We start from the raw sequence: 15,296 nt of genomic DNA on the forward strand, positions 1-15,296 counted from the left end.
CACCCAAACCTCCTACCCGACACCGCGATCCGACGACGCCCAGAACTGAGCGCGCAGGGCCTTCTTGTCGGGCTTGCCGAGTCCGGTCAGCGGCAGCGACTCCACGAAGATCACGTCCTTCGGCGACTGCACCGCCCCCTTGCGCTGCTTCACCGCGTCCTGGATCTCCGCTGTGATTCGCTGCCGGTCATCGTCATCGGCCTCGACATCGCCACGCAACACGACGACGGCGGTCACCGCCTCACCCCACTTCTCGTGGGGCACACCGATCACACCGACCTGACCGACCGACGGATGCTCTGCGACAACGTCTTCCACCTCTCGCGGAAACACGTTGAAGCCACCGGTGACGATCATGTCCTTCGTGCGATCGACGATGTACCAGTATCCGTCGGCGTCCTCACGCGCGACGTCACCCGTACGCAGCCATCCGTCGCGGAACGTCTCCGCGGTCTGCTCCGGCAATCCCCAGTAGCCCGCGGCGAGAAGCGGTCCGGCAACACAGATTTCGCCCGGCTCGCCCTGCGCCACCGGCTTGTCGTCGGGTCCGAGGAGCGCGGTACGCAGAAACGACGACGGCCGCCCACAACTCGATAGCCTGCGCGTGTCTTCGCCCGGCCTGGGGTGCTCGTCCTTGGCGAGGTAGCTGATGACCATCGGCGCCTCCGACTGCCCGTAATACTGCGCGAAGATCGGTCCGAATCGCTCGATGGCCTCGGCCAGCCGCACCGGATTGATCGGCGAGGCACCGTAATACACGGTTTCCAGTGACGAGAGATCACGGGTGCGCGAGTCCGGATGGTCCATCAGGGCGTAGAGCATCGACGGCACGAGCATGGTGGCGCTGATCTTCTCCTCCTCGATGGTGCGCAACACCTCCGCGGGATCGAACTTGCTCAGCACCACCATCGACCCGCCCTTCATCAGCGTGGGGAGGAAGAACGCCGCGCCCGCGTGCGACAGTGGCGTACACATCAAAAAGCGCGGCCGCGTCGGCCATTCCCACTCCGACAACTGGATCTGGGTCATAGTCGTCATCGCGCGAACGGTGCCGATGACACCCTTGGGTTTGCCGGTGGTGCCGCCGGTATAGGTGATCGACATGATGTGATCCGGCGAGAGTTCGGCCGCGGTCAGCGGCGTCGCGTCGTAACCCGCAGCCTCCGCGACGACGTCGCGACCGACGTCGGACAACGCCTCGGGCACGGGACCGAGCGTGAAGATCTGCTTGAGTCCGTCGACTCGTTCCATGAGTGCGACTGCGCGCTCGACGAACATCGGCACCGGATCGATGACGAGCGTCGTCACTCCGGCGTCGGACAACACGTACGCGTGATCGTCGAGCGAGCCCAACGGATGCAGTGCGGTGCGTCGCCAACCCTGCGTCTGGCCAGCACCGATGACGAACAGCACCTCGGGGCGATTGAGCGCGAGCAGACCCACCGACGATCCCGTGCCCGAACCAAGCCCCTCAAAAGCTTGGACGTAGCGGCTGATCTCGTCGGCCATCTGCGCGCCCGTGAGCGTGGTGTCGCCGAGTTCGAGCACGTTGCCCGACGCGTTCTTGGCCAGTGCCGCGACAAGGAGGTCGCCCATATGGGTCGATCCGCGCAAGTGGTCGATTTCGGACTCAGAGATCTCAGATGCCATGCGTCTCAGAGTAGGACGTGTTCTAGATTCATGAAAGGTCAACCAGCCGATTGCTGCCTCTAGGTGCGACAATCAAGATTTCGCGGCCGCGATGGAGAACTAGAACCTGTTCCATGTCGTACCGGCCAGTAGCTCACTAGGATCGACAGCATGACTGATGTGGATCTGGCAACCGAACGTCGCGACATCGCCGACGCTCTCCTCACCGCTCTCGACCGACGACATGAGGTGCTCGACGCCATCGTCGACGCCGACGATCACACCCAAGCCGTCTCCGCGATCGCAGAACTCCTCGGCAAATCACAGCTCGGCGCATCGGCAATCCTCGACATGAAGCTCGACCAGTTAACCAAGGACGAACGCCGACGAAATCAGAGCGAACTCGACGACCTGAACCACCAACTGACCTTCACACTCGCCGAGCGTCCCGCGAGCAGCGGAGACACCGTCGTGCTGCGTGCCTTCTCCCCCAGCGACGACGCCGAACTGTTCGCCGAGCGGACCCGCGAGCTGGGGGTCGCCGGAGACGGCTCGGGCCAGCCGGCCCGCGAGATCGACCAGGAGATCGCACAGGCCGCAGGACGGGTCGACGAGGAAGAGGCGGCGTGGCTGGTCGTGACCGACGGCGACGACAAGGTGGGGTTTGTCTTCGGCGAACTCACCGACGGCGAGGTCGACGTCCGCGTCTGGGTCCACCCCGACTTCCGCAAGCAGGGATACGCCACCGCCGCGATGCGCAAGGCACGCTCGGAGATGGCGGGCTACTTCCCCGGAGTCCCGATGGTGGTGCGCGCGCCGGGCGTCTGACAAGCCTCTTCCGGCACCACCGCGTCGACGCTGAGTGGCGTACTCAGCGTCGACGCGGAAGTCCGAAACGCGCGACGATGGTGCGAATCCGGAGCTCGTCGTCGATCAGGAACGATTCGCTCACCGGCGCCCACAGCCCTAATGCCTTGGGGGCCACGTGGACTCGATACTTCGTCGACACCGTGTGGCCCGCGACCGCCGCCTCGAACCCGCTGACCCGATGAATCAGACGGAATTGCGGGCCGCGTGCCAGGCTGCGGGCGATATGGTCGCCGCTTCGCCCGGTCTTGATCCCCATTTCCACACGCGTGCAATCCGGGTGAAGACGAACACCGGACGGATCGTGGCTCACCAGCGCGTCAACGTACGCCCGCGCGGCGGCAATCCGTTGTCCGCCAACGGAATCGCCCTCGTCGACAGGAGCACCGTCGGTCATCGTGCCCCGTACACGGGCACCGGGGCCGGCGTCTTGGCCAGCAGATCGTCGACGACGGTCGTGAGTTCGGCAGGCTCCCAGCGGGCGCCCTTGTCGATCGACGCCGCGCGCTGCCAGCCGTCGACGACGGTGATCTTGCCGCCCTCGATCTCGAAGACCCTTCCGGTGACGTTCGACGATTCGACCGATCCGAGCCACACGACCAGCGCGGAGATGTTCGCCGGGTCCATCGCGTCGAACGAGCCGTCGTCGGGTGCGGCCATCTGCGCGGCCATCGCCTCGCCGGCCCCCAACGTCATCTGCGTGCGCGCCGACGGTGCGATCGCGTTGACCGTCACACCGTAGGCACCCAGCTCGGCCGCGGCCTGGACGGTGAGTTCCGCTATGCCTGCCTTCGCTGCCGAATAGTTGCCCTGGCCAACCGATCCGAACAACCCCGCGCCCGACGACGTGTTGATCACGCGAGCCTGCCGAGTCGAGCCCGCTTTGGATTCCGCCCGCCAGTACGCGGCGGCGTGGCGCAGTCCGACGAAGTGTCCCTTGAGGTGGACCCGGACGACGGCGTCCCACTCGTCCTCCGACATCGCGACGAGCATCCTGTCGCGCACGAAACCCGCGTTGTTGACCAGGATGTCGAGGCCACCGAACTCGTCGAGCGCGGTCGCCACCATCGCGGCACCGGAGTCCCAGTCGGCGACGTCGCCGACCGAGGCAACCGCCTGACCTCCACTCGCGGTGATCTCCTCGACGACCGCTGCGGCGGCATCCTCGGCGTAGTCGTTCACCACGACAGCCGCGCCGTCGGCCGCGAACGCCAGCGCGTGGGCACGTCCGATCCCCTGACCCGCGCCCGTCACGATCGCCACGCGACCCGCGTTCGACCCATGTCCGTTGTCGCTCAACACAATCCCCTCATGTGGATTCGTCCCCTTTTCGAACTCTGACTCTTACTGACTCACAAGGCGTTACCCGCGTTGGCGGCGTCGAGAAATGCCGGCTTCTCGCCACCACCGTGGACGGTGAGCATCGAGCCGGTGATGTAGCCGGCGAGCGGTGAGAGCAGGAAGGCGACGGCATTGCCGACATCCTCCGGCGTCGCCATCCGCCCCATCGGAATGGTGCGCCCCACCGCTGCGACGCCGTCAGCGTCACCGTAATGCATCTGTGCCAGTTCGGTTTCCACCGGACCGGCGATCACGGAGTTGATCCGCACACGAGGCGCCCACTCGACGGCCAGCGACGTCGCCGCGTTGTCGAGACCGGCTTTTGCCGCGCCGTACGCGGATGTACCCGGCGACGGCCGGTGGCCACTGACACTCGACACGTTGACGATCGCTCCGCCCGATTCCTGTTGCTGCATCACCGCATTCGCGGCGCGTGCGACCAGTAGTGGTGCGAGCAGGTTCAGTTCGACGATCTTGCCCGCAAACGACGACGACGCGTCGGCGGCGAGCGCAAACGGCGATCCACCCGCATTGTTGACGACGCCGTCGAGCGACCCGTAGGTCTCGACGATCTGCGCGACCATCGTGGTCACCGAAGCCTCGTCGCGCACGTCGCACGCGATGAACTCACCGAGCGCCAACGCGTCGTCGGTCGGGTTGCGCGCGCAGATCACCGGGACCGCACCGAGATCGGCCAACACCTTGGCGATACCCAGGCCGACGCCGCGCGCACCACCGGTGACGAGGACGACCTTCTTCTCCACACCGAGATTCGTCTCCCGTGGCGGGTCGAGACGTGTGACCTGTGACCGCGGACCCATGGGTGCTACCCTACCAAACAACCAAGCATTTGCTTGGTTGATGTTTTCCAGAGTCAGTGGTTATCCGGGTTCACTGCCTCGATAACGGGGTTCACAACACGGGATGCGTCCCGGGAGGAGGGCATGGCGTGCCGATCACCAGTACGCGCTCGGCGAGTGGTGTCACCACCATCACCGTCGACTATCCGCCGGTCAACGCGTTACCGTCGGCCGCGTGGTTCGAGTTGGCCGACGCGATTCTCGCCGCGGGCGACGATCTCGACACCCACGCGGTGGTGTTGCGGGCGCAAGGTCGGGGATTCAACGCGGGCGTCGACATCAAGGAGATGCAGGCAACCGAGGGGTTCGACGCGCTGATCGGCGCCAATCACGGCTGTGCCGCCGCGTTCTCCGCGGTCTACGACTGCAAGGTGCCGGTCATCGTCGCCGTCAACGGATTCTGCGTCGGAGGCGGAATCGGTCTTGTCGGCAACGCCGACGTGATCGTCGCGTCGGAGGGCGCCGTCTTCGGGCTGCCGGAGGTCGACCGCGGCGCACTCGGCGCCGCAACGCACCTCGCCCGTCTCGTCCCGCAGCACATGATGCGCACGCTGTACTACACGGCGAGCAACGTCACCGCAGAACAGCTCCTGCACTTCGGGTCTGTCTACAAGGTGGTGCCTGCCGACGAGCTCGACGCGACGGCGCTCGACGTCGCCGAGCAGATCGCCGCGAAGGACACGAGGGTCATCCGCGCGGCGAAATCGGCGATCAACCACATCGACCCTGTCGACGTGAAGGCCAGTTATCGCCTCGAGCAGGGCTACACCTTCGAACTCAATCTTGCAGGCGTTGCCGACGAGCACCGCGACGCCTTCGTCGCGACCGGAAAGCCGAAGACCGCACAGGGGAGCCGCTGACATGACCCAAACCTCAACGCCCCAGACCGCGACGCCGACCGACAAGACCAGCACCCTCGACGACGTCATCGGTGAACTCCGCGACGGCATGACCATCGGAATCGGTGGGTGGGGTTCGCGTCGCAAGCCGATGGCACTCGTCCGGGCCCTCGCCCGCTCCGACGTCAAGGATCTGACGGTCGTCACCTACGGCGGCGCCGACCTCGGATTACTGTGCGCCGCAGGCAAAGTCCGTCGCGCGTACTACGGCTTCGTCTCGCTCGACTCGGCACCCTTCTACGATCCGTGGTTCTCGGCGGCGCGCACGAGTGGCGCCATCGAATCCCGTGAGATGGACGAGGGCATGGTCAAGTGCGGGCTGCAGGCCGCTGCCGCTCGCCTGCCGTTCCTGCCGACACGCGCCGGACTCGGGTCGTCGGTGCCGGACTTCTGGGAGGGCGAACTGAAGACCGTCACGTCGCCGTATCCCGATCCCGACGGCCGCACCCAAACCCTGATCGCCATGCCTGCACTGCGACTCGACGCCGCATTCGTCCACCTCGACCTCGCCGACTCCCGCGGCAACGCCGCCTACACCGGCGTCGACCCGTACATGGACGACCTGTTCTGCGCCGCGGCGCAGCGTCGCTACCTCGAGACCGATCAACTGGTCTCGACCGAGGTACTGGCCAAGTCCGTTCCGACGCAACGGCTTCTCCTCAATCGGATGCACGTCGACAAGGTCGTCCACGCGCCCAATGGCGCCCACTTCACGTTCGCGGGCGAGTACGGCCGCGACGAGGCGTTTCAGCGGTTCTACGTCGACTCCGCGAAGGATCCCGAGAAGTGGTCGACGTTCCGTCGCCGCTTCCTCGACGTCGACGAGGAGACCTACCAGCGCGAGGTCGACGCCTGGCGCGGCGAGCAAGAGGAGTCGAAGTGACAACTGCGGCAACAGAAACGGCTGTGACCCGCGCAGAGGTGTGCGTCGTCGCATGCGCCGAGATCTTCCGTGACTCCGGCGAGATCATGGCATCGCCCATGGCTCCGGTGCCCCTGCTCGGTGCACGGCTTGCACGCCTGACCTTCTCGCCCGACCTGCTCATCACCGACGGTGAGGCCTTGATCCTCGCCGACACACCGCCGATCGGGAAGTCGGGGCCCATCGAAGGATGGATGCCGTTCTCCAAGGTCTTCGACGTGGTGACGTCGGGTCGGCGACACGTGGTCATGGGCGCCAACCAGATCGACCGTCACGGCAATCAGAACCTGTCGGCGTTCGGTCCGCTCCAGCACCCCACGCGCCAGATGTTCGGCGTGCGCGGCGCTCCGGGCAACACCATCAACCATCCGACCAGCTACTGGGTACCCCGACATTCCGCGCGCGTGTTCTGCGATGAGGTCGACGTCGTCAGCGGAATCGGTTACGACAAGGTCGATCCCGACAATCCGGCATTCGACGACCTCGATATTCATCGCGTCGTCACCAATCTCGGTGTCTTCGACTTCGGCGGACCCGGCCACACGATGCGGGCGCTGTCGCTACACCCCGGTGTCGGGGCGGACGAGGTCGTCGAGAACACCTCGTTCGAGATCGCGGGACTCGAGCAGGCTACGCCGACACGGTTGCCATCGGAGAACGAGCTGGCCATCATCCGAGACATCCTGGACCCCAAGGGTGTTCGCGGTCGGGAGGTCAAATGAAGTCGACGGCGCGCGCGGCCGCGCTCCCGACTCGGTTCACCGAGTTGGTCGGCGTTGAATACCCGATCGTGCAGACCGGGATGGGATGGGTGTCGGGCCCATCGCTGACATCTGCGACCTCCAATGCAGGCGGTCTCGGCATCCTGGCGTCGGCGACGATGACCTTTGCCGAGTTGGAAGCGGCAATTTCGAAGACGAAGTCGTTGACCGACAAGCCCTTCGGAATCAACATCCGCGCCGACGCCACCGATGCCACCGAACGGATCGACCTACTGATCCGCGAGGGGGTGCGCGTCGCGTCGTTCGCGCTGGCACCCAAGAAGGACCTCATCGCGAAGCTCAAGGACAACGGCGTCGTGGTGATCCCGTCGATCGGAGCGGCCAAACACGCCGTGAAGGTCGCGTCGTGGGGTGCGGATGCGGTGATCGTGCAGGGCGGCGAGGGCGGCGGCCACACCGGACCGGTCGCGACGACGCTACTGCTTCCCTCAGTGCTGGATGCGTTGCGCGACAACGGTTCCGACATGCCAGTGGTCGCGGCGGGAGGCTTCTTCGACGGTCGAGGGCTCGCCGCGGCGCTGGCATACGGAGCCGAAGGTGTCGCGATGGGCACCAGATTCCTGCTCACCGCCGACTCCGCGGTTCCCACCGCGGTGAAACAGGAGTATCTGACACGCACATTGAACGACACCGTCGTCTCGGTGAAGGTCGACGGTATGCCGCATCGGGTACTGCGCACCCCACTCGTCGAGGCGCTCGAAAGCGGCAGCCCGATCCGCGCGCTGTTCGCTGCTGGACGAAATGCCAACGAGTTCAAGCAGTTGACCGGCATGAAGTGGACGACGATGCTGCGCGACGGGCGTGCGATGCGTAAGTCGGGCGATCGTAGCTGGCAGCAGGTCATCATGGCGGGCAACACCCCGATGCTGTTGCGCGCGGGTCTTGTCGAAGGTGATACGCGCGCAGGGGTTCTCGCGTCCGGCCAGGTGGTCGGGATGATCGATGACCTACCCAGCTGCGATGCCCTCATCCAATCGATCATGGACCAGGCACACGAGCGGCTGAAAGCACTGAGCGCGCTGGGGTGAGACTCGGCAACCCGTTCGTGCTGAAGTGAACTAGCTCGACCCCGCGATGTCGGCGTGCTCGACGCGCAGGTTCTTCTTGAGGATCTTGCCCGACGGGTTCTTCGGCAACGCCTCGGCGAACACGACGAACTTGGGCCGCTTGTACGGTGCGAGGATCGACGAAAGATGCGCTGTCACTTCTTCTTCTGACAGGACAACGCCATCCTTTGGTACAACGACGGCTGTGACGGCCTCGATCCACTTGGGATGCGGCACACCGAAGACGGCAACCTCAGCGACGCCGTCGTGGAGGTAGATTGCCTCCTCGACCTCGCGGGACGCGACGTTCTCGCCACCGGTCTTGATCATGTCCTTCTTACGGTCGACGACCGACAGGTACCCGTCCTTGTCGATCACGCCCAGGTCGCCGGAGTGGAACCAGCCGTTACGGAAAGCCTCGGCGGTCTTGTCCTCGTCGGCGTAATAGCCCAGTGCCGCATGCGGACTGCGGTGCACGATCTCCCCGACCTCGCCGACAGGCACCGGGTTGTCCTCGTCGTCGACGACGCGGGTTTCGACGTTGAGTGCCGCGCGCCCCGCCGATCCGGCGCGATCGAGTTGCTCGTGCGGCTGCAGAATGGTTGCCAGCGGCGACATCTCGGTCTGTCCGTAAAAGTTCCAGAGTCGAACCTCCGGAAGCCGACGCGCCAGCTCTCGCAGGACTTCGACGGGCATCGCCGCGGCGCCGTAGTAGCCCTTGCGCAACGACGAGAGATCGCGCGTATCGAAGTCGGGGTGGCGCAGCAGCGAAATCCATACGGTGGGTGGGCAGAACAGTTTGGTGACACGCTCGGCCTCGATGGTCGCCAACATCGTTGCGGCGTCCGGCGCGTGCAGGATGATGCTGGTCGCTCCGAGATAGACATCGACGGAGAAGAAGCAGTCCAACTGGGCACAGTGGTACATCGGGAGCGCGTGGATCTCGACGTCGGAGCCCTCCATCCCACCGTCGACGATGCACGAGACGTACTGCGTCATCAGTGATTTGCTCGACAGCAGAACGCCTTTGGGGCGCGACTCGGTGCCGGAGGTGTACATCATGCGGACCGGCTCGTCGTCGTCGACGACGACGCCGGGGGCAGACGCGTCACCGGTGGTCATCCATTCGGCGACCGGCTCGAATCCCCGCGGTGCCTGCGTCCCCGCCAGGGGAATCCACCCGCGGATGTCGATGGGCGTACCCGCGGTCTCGATCGCCTCGATGACCGTCGGCCCGAGCGCATCTTCGACGACGACGCCCGACGCCTGGCTGTGGTCGAGGATGAAGGCGATCTCGGAGACGCCGAGTCCGAAGTTGATCGGTACGAGGATCGCTCCGATCCGCGCGCACGCGAAGTTCAGCACGGCGAACTGCCACGAGTTGTGACTGATCAGCGCCAGCCGGTCGCCGCGAGAGAGTCCGCGCGCGGTGAGCGCGTTGGCGCAGCGGTTGACCGCGGCGTCGAACTCGGCGTAGGTGAGGCGCACATCGCCGTCGATGATCGCCACCTTGTCGGGCGTGCGTGCAGCCGTGCGGTGCAGCATGTCGCTGATCGTGTTGCCGCGTGCCGTCGCGACCGACGCCTGCGTTGATTCAGTGAAGGTCGATTTCTTCAAGGTCGACTCACCGTTGCCTGTACCCACCGCGTACTCCTTCGTCCCCACCGAACGACACCCAAATTACTAGGTCATCCAAGTATGTGGACGCGAATCGGCAGCTTGAATGGCGCCCAGAAGGATCCAGCCAGAAGGATTCAGCGCGGCAGTATCCCGTCGAGCACGATGGACAGGTACTGCTTGGCGATGTCGTCGACCGACAGCGAGCCGCCCGGCCGGTACCAGCGGACCGCGACCCAGACCGTGTCGCGCAGGAAGCGGTACGCCAACTCGATGTCGAGGTCGGCACGGAACTCCCCGTCGGCCACGCCACGTGCGAGCACCGAGTGCCACAGTTCACGGAATTCGACGTTGCGTTCGTTGATGTACGCGAAACGCTCTTGTCCCGCAAGGCGTTTGGCCTCGTCCTGGTAGATGGCGACCGCATGGCGTTGTGCGCCTATCGATTCGAACGAGGCGACGACCAGCTCGCGCAGCGTCTCCGTCGCGGAGAGGTCTGCGGCCGCGATCTCCTGGTATCTCGCGAAGAGGGAATCGAGGAAGCTCCGCAGGATCTCGTCGACCATCGACTCCTTGGAATCGAAATGGTGGTAGAGGCTTCCCGACAGGATGCCGGCGGAATCGGCGATGTCGCGCACCGTCGTCGACCGCAGTCCCTGCTCAGCGAACATCCGACCTGCCGTCGCCAGCAGTTCGTCTCGCCTCGTTGACCCGTTGCGCGTCGCCACTCGCCAACCCTAGCAACTGCTTGGGCGTCGACGTGGGTCCACCGATCGGCTGAGTCGAATGTAGTCGAGCGGTGGATCCGCATGCGGCGTGCGCGGCGGATCGTTGTACGCATGGCAATGATCGAAGTGGCAGGACTGACCAAGAGCTACGGCGACAAGCAGGTGGTCCGTGGCGTCGACCTCGAGATCGCCGAAGGCGAGATCTTCGGCATCCTCGGCCCCAACGGGGCAGGTAAGACGACGACCGTCGAGTGCATCGGCGGACTTCGCCGACGCGACGGCGGCCATGTGCGTGTCGCCGGGTTCGATCCGGCCGACGAGGGACGCGGACTCCGCGAAGCCCTCGGCATCCAACTGCAGGAGTCGCGCCTACCCGACAAGCAGACCGTCGGCGAGGCGATGCCGCTGTACTCCAGCTTCTACTCGGCACCCCGCGACTGGCGCGAACTACTCGACCGACTCGGCATGAGCGGCCACGAGGGCACCTACTTCGGCAAGCTCTCGGGCGGGCAGAAGCAGCGACTTTCGGTGGCATTGGCACTCATCGGCAATCCGAAGGTGGCCATCCTCGACGAACTGACAACCGGACTCGACCCGAGCGCACGCCGCGAGGTGTGGGGTCTGCTCGAAGACCTCAAGGACACCGGCGTCACTCTTCTGCTGGTCAGCCACTTCATGGAAGAAGCTGAACGCCTCTGCGACCGCGTCGCAGTCATCGACGACGGGCGGGTCGTCGCCCTCGACACCCCCGCAGACCTCGCGACGTCTGTGCAAGCCGACCAACGGATGTCGTTCATCCCCACTGCCGCCGTCGACCTCCACGCACTCGCAGCGCTCCCCGATGTGCACCGCGTCGAGCGCACAGGCGAGCGGGTTCTCGTCACCGGCACCGACAACGTGGCGTCCGCCGTCATCATCGCGCTGCACGAACACGGCATCGCGTGCGGCAAGCTCCGCGTCGACCAACCGAGCCTCGACGACGCGTTCCTCGCGCTGACGCACGCACCAGACCTTCATGTTGCCGCCACAACCGAAAACGATTCCGAAGGAGTACGACGATGAGCGCCACCACCGCGATGATCGGTTCCGAGGCAAAGCTATTGGCGCGCAATCCGGGCGTCGTGATCTGGACGGTGATCCTGCCCGTCGCGGCGTCGATCATCATCGCGTCGATCCCCGCCGCGCGCGAACCGCTCGACGAATTCGGCGGCCTGAGCGTGTTTCAGGTGTACCAGCCGATTCTGGTGCTGTTCGTCGTGGCGTTGCTCGCCGTCCAGGCGCTACCGGACGTACTCACGAGATACCGAGAGATGGGAATTCTCAAGCGGTTACGCACTACTCCGGCATCTCCGAGTCTCCTGCTGGTCGCGCAATTCGTGCTGACCTCCGCCGTCTCGATCATGTGTCTCGCGCTGATCGTCGTCGTACCGGGGATCATCTCGGGGCAGTGGCCGCAGCATCCCGTCGGGTTCATCGTCAGTTATGTGCTGACGGGTTGGGCTTTTCTCGGCCTGGGCATGGTGATCGCGTCGCTGTTCCGGAACGCCAAGGTCGCTGCGGGATTCGGCTCACTGGTGTTCTTCGTGTTGATGTTCTTCGCCGGATTGTGGGTACCCCGGGCGACGATGCCCGGGTGGTTGCACGTCACGTCGAACCTCACTCCCTCCGGTGCGGGAACGCAGGCGCTGGTCGATACCGCGACGACGGGCTGGCCAGCGATCGGGTACTTCGGCACACTACTGGTGTGGGGCGCAGTGACCACCGCGATCGCGGTCCGGACCTTCAAGTGGGAGTGAACAGCCCATTCACCACCACTGCGCTGGCGCACGGCCTGTTCCGACGCAACCTCGAGCGTGAACCGCAGGGACGCTGGCGCGACTGTCGGCACGAGCTGACCTGGCCGGACATCATCGTGCCCCCGACGGCCGAGGTGTGGACGCTTCGGGTTCTCTATCTTGTCGCGCTTGTCGTCGCCCAACTCGTGCCTGCGTCGTCGACGCAGCATCTGGTGAGTGCCTCGGCGTTGATCGCGCTGATGGTCTTCACCGAGATCTGGACTCGCGTCAACATCGGGCCCATGTGGCGGCGTGTGGGGATCTTCGCTGTCACCACCACGCTGATCGCCGTCGCGATCGCCGCGACACCGATCGCAGGCATCGCGTCGTGGGCGGGTTACATGCTCTACGCGTCATTGTTCACCGGGCTCCCGATGGTGCTGACCATCAGTGTGTCGTGCGTGCTGATGACGGCGACGCAACGCTATGGCTGGGAGAACCTCGCCAATCCCTGGTGGGCGTCGGTACTCGCGTGGATTCTGAACTTCGTGATCGGCGTCGCCGTCGTAGTCGTGACCGAGGCACGCGAGACATCCGTGATTCGACGCAACCAGCTCACCGAAGACCTCCTCGCAGAACGTTCCCGCACCGCCCGACTGCAGTCCGAACTCCTCGAGCAAGCACGACTCGTAGGCATCCGCGACGAGCGTTCCCGCCTCGCCCGCGAATTACACGACACCGTCGCACAGGGATTCGTCGCGGTGGTCACGCAGTTGGAATCCGTCGACGAGGCTGAACTGTCCGACGCCACCCGCGACCGTGTGGACAACGCGAAAATGCTTGCGCGCGAAGGACTCGGCGAAGCGCGACGCGCGGTGAACGCACTCCGACCGCTCACACTGGACGCACAACCGCTACCCACCGCTGTACAGGATCAGCTCACCGCCTTCGCCAAGCGCAATCACATCACCGCGGTACTGCGGGTCGACGGCGACGCCCACGACCTCGGCGGCAGTGACGACACCGTACTGCGCATCCTGCAGGAATCACTGGCGAACATCGCCAAACACGCGGGCGCGCAACGGGTCGTGGTGACGCTGACCTACCTCGACGACGAACTGTTGCTCGACATCCGTGATGACGGAGACGGTTTCGACGTCGACGCGGTACGACGATCCGCTCACAGCGGCTTCGGACTGACAGGCATGGTCGAACGCGCGCAGTTGCTCAGGGGGACCGTCGTCGTCGAATCCGATCCCGGTGCGGGTTGCGTTGTCTCCGTGTCGATTCCCACCGAACGGTCGATTCCCACCGAGCGGTCGATTCCCACCGAGCGGTCGATTCCCACCGAGCGAAGCGATGGGTCGAAAGCAGTACCGCAATGAGCTCGCGGTCAGACCAGATAAGTATCCTCGTCGTCGACGATCATCCGGTGGTACGCGACGGGATTCGCGGGATGCTCGAACGCGAAGCAGACCTCACCGTCGTCGGCGAGGCGACCAGTGGCGACGAGGCGCTCGCCCAGGTGGCCGCGCTGACACCCGACGTCGTGTTGATGGATCTGCGCATGCCGGGATCCGATGGTGTCGGGGCCATTCGGGCTCTGCGCGCAGCCGACCGCGACTGGCCCCGCATCCTTGTGTTGACGACGTACGACACCGACACCGACATTCACGCGGCCGTCGACGCGGGAGCCGACGGCTACCTCCTCAAGGCAACCCCGCGCGACGACCTGATCTCAGCGGTGCGTCGTGCTGCAGCCGGCCACAGCGTTCTCGACCCTAGCGTCGCGGGAAGCCTGATGAGCCGCAATCGTGCCGACACCCTCACCGAACGAGAGCGAGAAGTGTTGCACGCCATCGCCGGAGGCGGCACCAACCGTCAGGTCGCCGCCGAACTGATGATCAGCGAGGCGACGGTGAAGACGCATCTGCTGCGGCTCTACCCGAAGCTCGGTGTCGCCGACCGTGCCGCGGCCGTGCGGGTTGCGTTCGAGCGCGGGCTCATCCGGTGACGAAGTAGTCGTCGAGGGTGACCATGGTCAGCTTGCGTTCTCTGATGATTTCCGTGAGTTGTGGGTAAATGTGCGTCACCGCAGGGTGATTGGCGTGCCCGATCACCACGGCCTGCTGGCGGAAGTAGGTGCGCGCGTTGGCGATGATGTCCTGCTCGCGCAGTACCCGCTCGTCGCCCAACGTCCCGTACCACATGGTCGACGCCGTGTAGCCCTGGTCGGCGGCGACGCGGTCGACCGCCGCATTGCGGTGTCCGTAGGGCGGACGATAGAACGGCGTGCCATCGACTCCGAAGGTGTTCTGCAGGAAGCGCTTGTTGCGGTTGAGCTGGTCGGCGATCGCACTCTCCGACAATGAGGTCAGCGACGGATGCGTCCAGGTGTGATTCCCCAGCTGGATCTGACCCGATTCCACCAGCGGCGCAAGCGAACTCCGATGGTCGGTCCAACTCTTGTACACACCGGTGACAAAGAAGGTGAAGCGCGCACCGGTGTCCTGCGCGAACTTGATGTACGCGCCGACGACGTCCGAACGCACCCCGTCGTCGATGGTCAGCGCGAGATAGTTGCCGTGCCCGGGTAGCGCGGTGATCGGCCCCTTGGGAAGCGGCGCCTTGCTGGGCACAACGGGTGGGGGTGCAACGAGGGGAGGCGTGAGTAACTGCTCAGGCAAGCCCGGCAACCGGAGGTTCGGCGGAAGCCCCGGCGCCGCAGCGGCTTTCGAATCAGACAAACCGGATATCGCAACGACGGTGCCTGCCGCCAGTGCTGCGAGGAAATGGCGACGGTCCACGCCGTCCACTTAACAGCAGAGCC

At 65.2% G+C, this 15,296-nt stretch carries 16 protein-coding genes; 9 read left to right on the plus strand and 7 right to left on the minus strand.

The window, feature by feature from the left end; genetic code table 11:
* Positions 1-12: 12 nt before the first annotated feature.
* Positions 13-1,650: a fatty-acid--CoA ligase FadD8 gene (gene fadD8 / locus GOSPT_RS16270; protein WP_005207513.1), complete on the minus strand. Its 1,638-nt coding sequence runs from the start codon at positions 1,648-1,650 to the stop codon at positions 13-15.
* A gap of 150 nt (positions 1,651-1,800) precedes the next feature.
* Between fadD8 and GOSPT_RS16275 the strand changes: the two genes are divergently transcribed.
* Complete coding sequence (locus GOSPT_RS16275; protein ID WP_005207514.1) at positions 1,801-2,457, plus strand: GNAT family N-acetyltransferase; 657 nt, start codon at positions 1,801-1,803, stop codon at positions 2,455-2,457.
* A 43-nt stretch (positions 2,458-2,500) separates the two neighbouring features.
* On the opposite strand, the gene GOSPT_RS16280 is transcribed toward GOSPT_RS16275, so the two are convergent.
* Genes GOSPT_RS16280 through GOSPT_RS16290 form a run of 3 tightly spaced genes read right to left on the minus strand, consistent with a single transcriptional unit; the run spans position 2,501 to position 4,658 of the window.
* Positions 2,501-2,893 carry a DUF8021 domain-containing protein gene (locus tag GOSPT_RS16280; protein ID WP_005207515.1) on the minus strand — a complete coding sequence of 131 codons (393 nt, stop codon included), beginning with the start codon at positions 2,891-2,893 and terminating at the stop codon, positions 2,501-2,503.
* The gene (locus GOSPT_RS16285) at positions 2,890-3,798 is read right to left on the minus strand and encodes an SDR family oxidoreductase (RefSeq protein WP_005207516.1); all 909 of its coding nucleotides are present in this window, start codon (positions 3,796-3,798) and stop codon (positions 2,890-2,892) included. Before GOSPT_RS16285 ends, GOSPT_RS16280 begins: the two co-directional genes overlap by 4 nt.
* Before the next feature lie 50 nt (positions 3,799-3,848).
* Positions 3,849-4,658: an SDR family oxidoreductase gene (locus GOSPT_RS16290; protein WP_005207517.1), complete on the minus strand. Its 810-nt coding sequence runs from the start codon at positions 4,656-4,658 to the stop codon at positions 3,849-3,851.
* A gap of 128 nt (positions 4,659-4,786) precedes the next feature.
* On the opposite strand from GOSPT_RS16290, the gene GOSPT_RS16295 reads away from it, so the two are divergent.
* The 4 genes from GOSPT_RS16295 to GOSPT_RS16310 are packed head-to-tail and all read left to right on the plus strand — an operon-like array spanning position 4,787 to position 8,328.
* Positions 4,787-5,557 carry an enoyl-CoA hydratase family protein gene (locus GOSPT_RS16295; RefSeq protein ID WP_005207518.1) on the plus strand — a complete coding sequence of 257 codons (771 nt, stop codon included), beginning with the start codon at positions 4,787-4,789 and terminating at the stop codon, positions 5,555-5,557.
* Position 5,558: 1 nt separating this feature from the next.
* Positions 5,559-6,479, plus strand: a complete 921-nt coding sequence (locus GOSPT_RS16300; protein WP_005207519.1) for a CoA transferase subunit A — start codon at positions 5,559-5,561, stop codon at positions 6,477-6,479.
* The gene (locus GOSPT_RS16305) at positions 6,476-7,240 is read left to right on the plus strand and encodes a CoA-transferase subunit beta (RefSeq protein ID WP_005207520.1); all 765 of its coding nucleotides are present in this window, start codon (positions 6,476-6,478) and stop codon (positions 7,238-7,240) included. The genes GOSPT_RS16300 and GOSPT_RS16305 overlap by 4 nt, the downstream gene beginning before the upstream one ends.
* A complete protein-coding gene (locus GOSPT_RS16310) occupies positions 7,237-8,328 on the plus strand; it encodes an NAD(P)H-dependent flavin oxidoreductase (RefSeq protein WP_005207521.1) in 1,092 nt (363 codons plus the stop codon). Before GOSPT_RS16305 ends, GOSPT_RS16310 begins: the two co-directional genes overlap by 4 nt.
* A gap of 30 nt (positions 8,329-8,358) precedes the next feature.
* Here GOSPT_RS16310 and GOSPT_RS16315 read toward each other — a convergent pair whose 3' ends face one another.
* Both GOSPT_RS16315 and GOSPT_RS16320 read right to left on the minus strand, forming a co-directional pair.
* On the minus strand, positions 8,359-9,990 hold the full coding sequence (locus GOSPT_RS16315; protein ID WP_231894545.1) for an acyl-CoA synthetase: 1,632 nt from the start codon (positions 9,988-9,990) through the stop codon (positions 8,359-8,361).
* A gap of 110 nt (positions 9,991-10,100) precedes the next feature.
* Entirely contained in the window at positions 10,101-10,691 is a 591-nt protein-coding gene (locus GOSPT_RS16320; protein ID WP_039856320.1) for a TetR/AcrR family transcriptional regulator, read from the minus strand.
* A gap of 111 nt (positions 10,692-10,802) precedes the next feature.
* Between GOSPT_RS16320 and GOSPT_RS16325 the strand changes: the two genes are divergently transcribed.
* Genes GOSPT_RS16325 through GOSPT_RS16340 form a run of 4 tightly spaced genes read left to right on the plus strand, consistent with a single transcriptional unit; the run spans position 10,803 to position 14,480 of the window.
* Positions 10,803-11,753 (plus strand): ABC transporter ATP-binding protein, encoded by a 951-nt coding sequence (locus GOSPT_RS16325; protein ID WP_039856366.1) that lies wholly within the window; start codon positions 10,803-10,805, stop codon positions 11,751-11,753.
* Positions 11,750-12,487 carry an ABC transporter permease gene (locus GOSPT_RS16330; RefSeq protein ID WP_005207525.1) on the plus strand — a complete coding sequence of 246 codons (738 nt, stop codon included), beginning with the start codon at positions 11,750-11,752 and terminating at the stop codon, positions 12,485-12,487. The genes GOSPT_RS16325 and GOSPT_RS16330 overlap by 4 nt, the downstream gene beginning before the upstream one ends.
* Positions 12,484-13,851 (plus strand): sensor histidine kinase, encoded by a 1,368-nt coding sequence (locus GOSPT_RS16335; RefSeq protein WP_231894544.1) that lies wholly within the window; start codon positions 12,484-12,486, stop codon positions 13,849-13,851. The genes GOSPT_RS16330 and GOSPT_RS16335 overlap by 4 nt, the downstream gene beginning before the upstream one ends.
* On the plus strand, positions 13,848-14,480 hold the full coding sequence (locus tag GOSPT_RS16340) for a response regulator (RefSeq protein WP_005207527.1): 633 nt from the start codon (positions 13,848-13,850) through the stop codon (positions 14,478-14,480). Before GOSPT_RS16335 ends, GOSPT_RS16340 begins: the two co-directional genes overlap by 4 nt.
* Here the strand turns inward: GOSPT_RS16340 and GOSPT_RS16345 are convergent.
* A complete protein-coding gene (locus GOSPT_RS16345; RefSeq protein WP_005207528.1) occupies positions 14,470-15,273 on the minus strand; it encodes a polysaccharide deacetylase family protein in 804 nt (267 codons plus the stop codon). The two genes, GOSPT_RS16340 and GOSPT_RS16345, sit on opposite strands and share 11 nt — an antisense overlap.
* Between the last annotated feature and the right edge of the window lie 23 nt (positions 15,274-15,296).

The organism is Gordonia sputi NBRC 100414 (assembly GCF_000248055.1).
GTDB classification, from domain to species: Bacteria; Actinomycetota; Actinomycetes; order Mycobacteriales; family Mycobacteriaceae; genus Gordonia; species Gordonia sputi.

Excerpts from the sequence above, each read along its gene's own strand:
- GOSPT_RS16300 (WP_005207519.1), top strand. The coding sequence starts at position 5,559 with ATGACCCAAACCTCAACGCCCCAGACCGCGACGCCGACCGACAAGACC.
- GOSPT_RS16330 (WP_005207525.1), top strand. The coding sequence starts at position 11,750 with ATGAGCGCCACCACCGCGATGATCGGTTCCGAGGCAAAGCTATTGGCG.
- fadD8 (WP_005207513.1), bottom strand. The coding sequence starts at position 1,650 with ATGGCATCTGAGATCTCTGAGTCCGAAATCGACCACTTGCGCGGATCG.
- GOSPT_RS16275 (WP_005207514.1), top strand. The coding sequence starts at position 1,801 with ATGACTGATGTGGATCTGGCAACCGAACGTCGCGACATCGCCGACGCT.
- GOSPT_RS16310 (WP_005207521.1), top strand. The coding sequence starts at position 7,237 with ATGAAGTCGACGGCGCGCGCGGCCGCGCTCCCGACTCGGTTCACCGAG.
- GOSPT_RS16290 (WP_005207517.1), bottom strand. The coding sequence starts at position 4,658 with ATGGGTCCGCGGTCACAGGTCACACGTCTCGACCCGCCACGGGAGACG.
- GOSPT_RS16340 (WP_005207527.1), top strand. The coding sequence starts at position 13,848 with ATGAGCTCGCGGTCAGACCAGATAAGTATCCTCGTCGTCGACGATCAT.
- GOSPT_RS16280 (WP_005207515.1), bottom strand. The coding sequence starts at position 2,893 with ATGACCGACGGTGCTCCTGTCGACGAGGGCGATTCCGTTGGCGGACAA.
- GOSPT_RS16325 (WP_039856366.1), top strand. The coding sequence starts at position 10,803 with ATGGCAATGATCGAAGTGGCAGGACTGACCAAGAGCTACGGCGACAAG.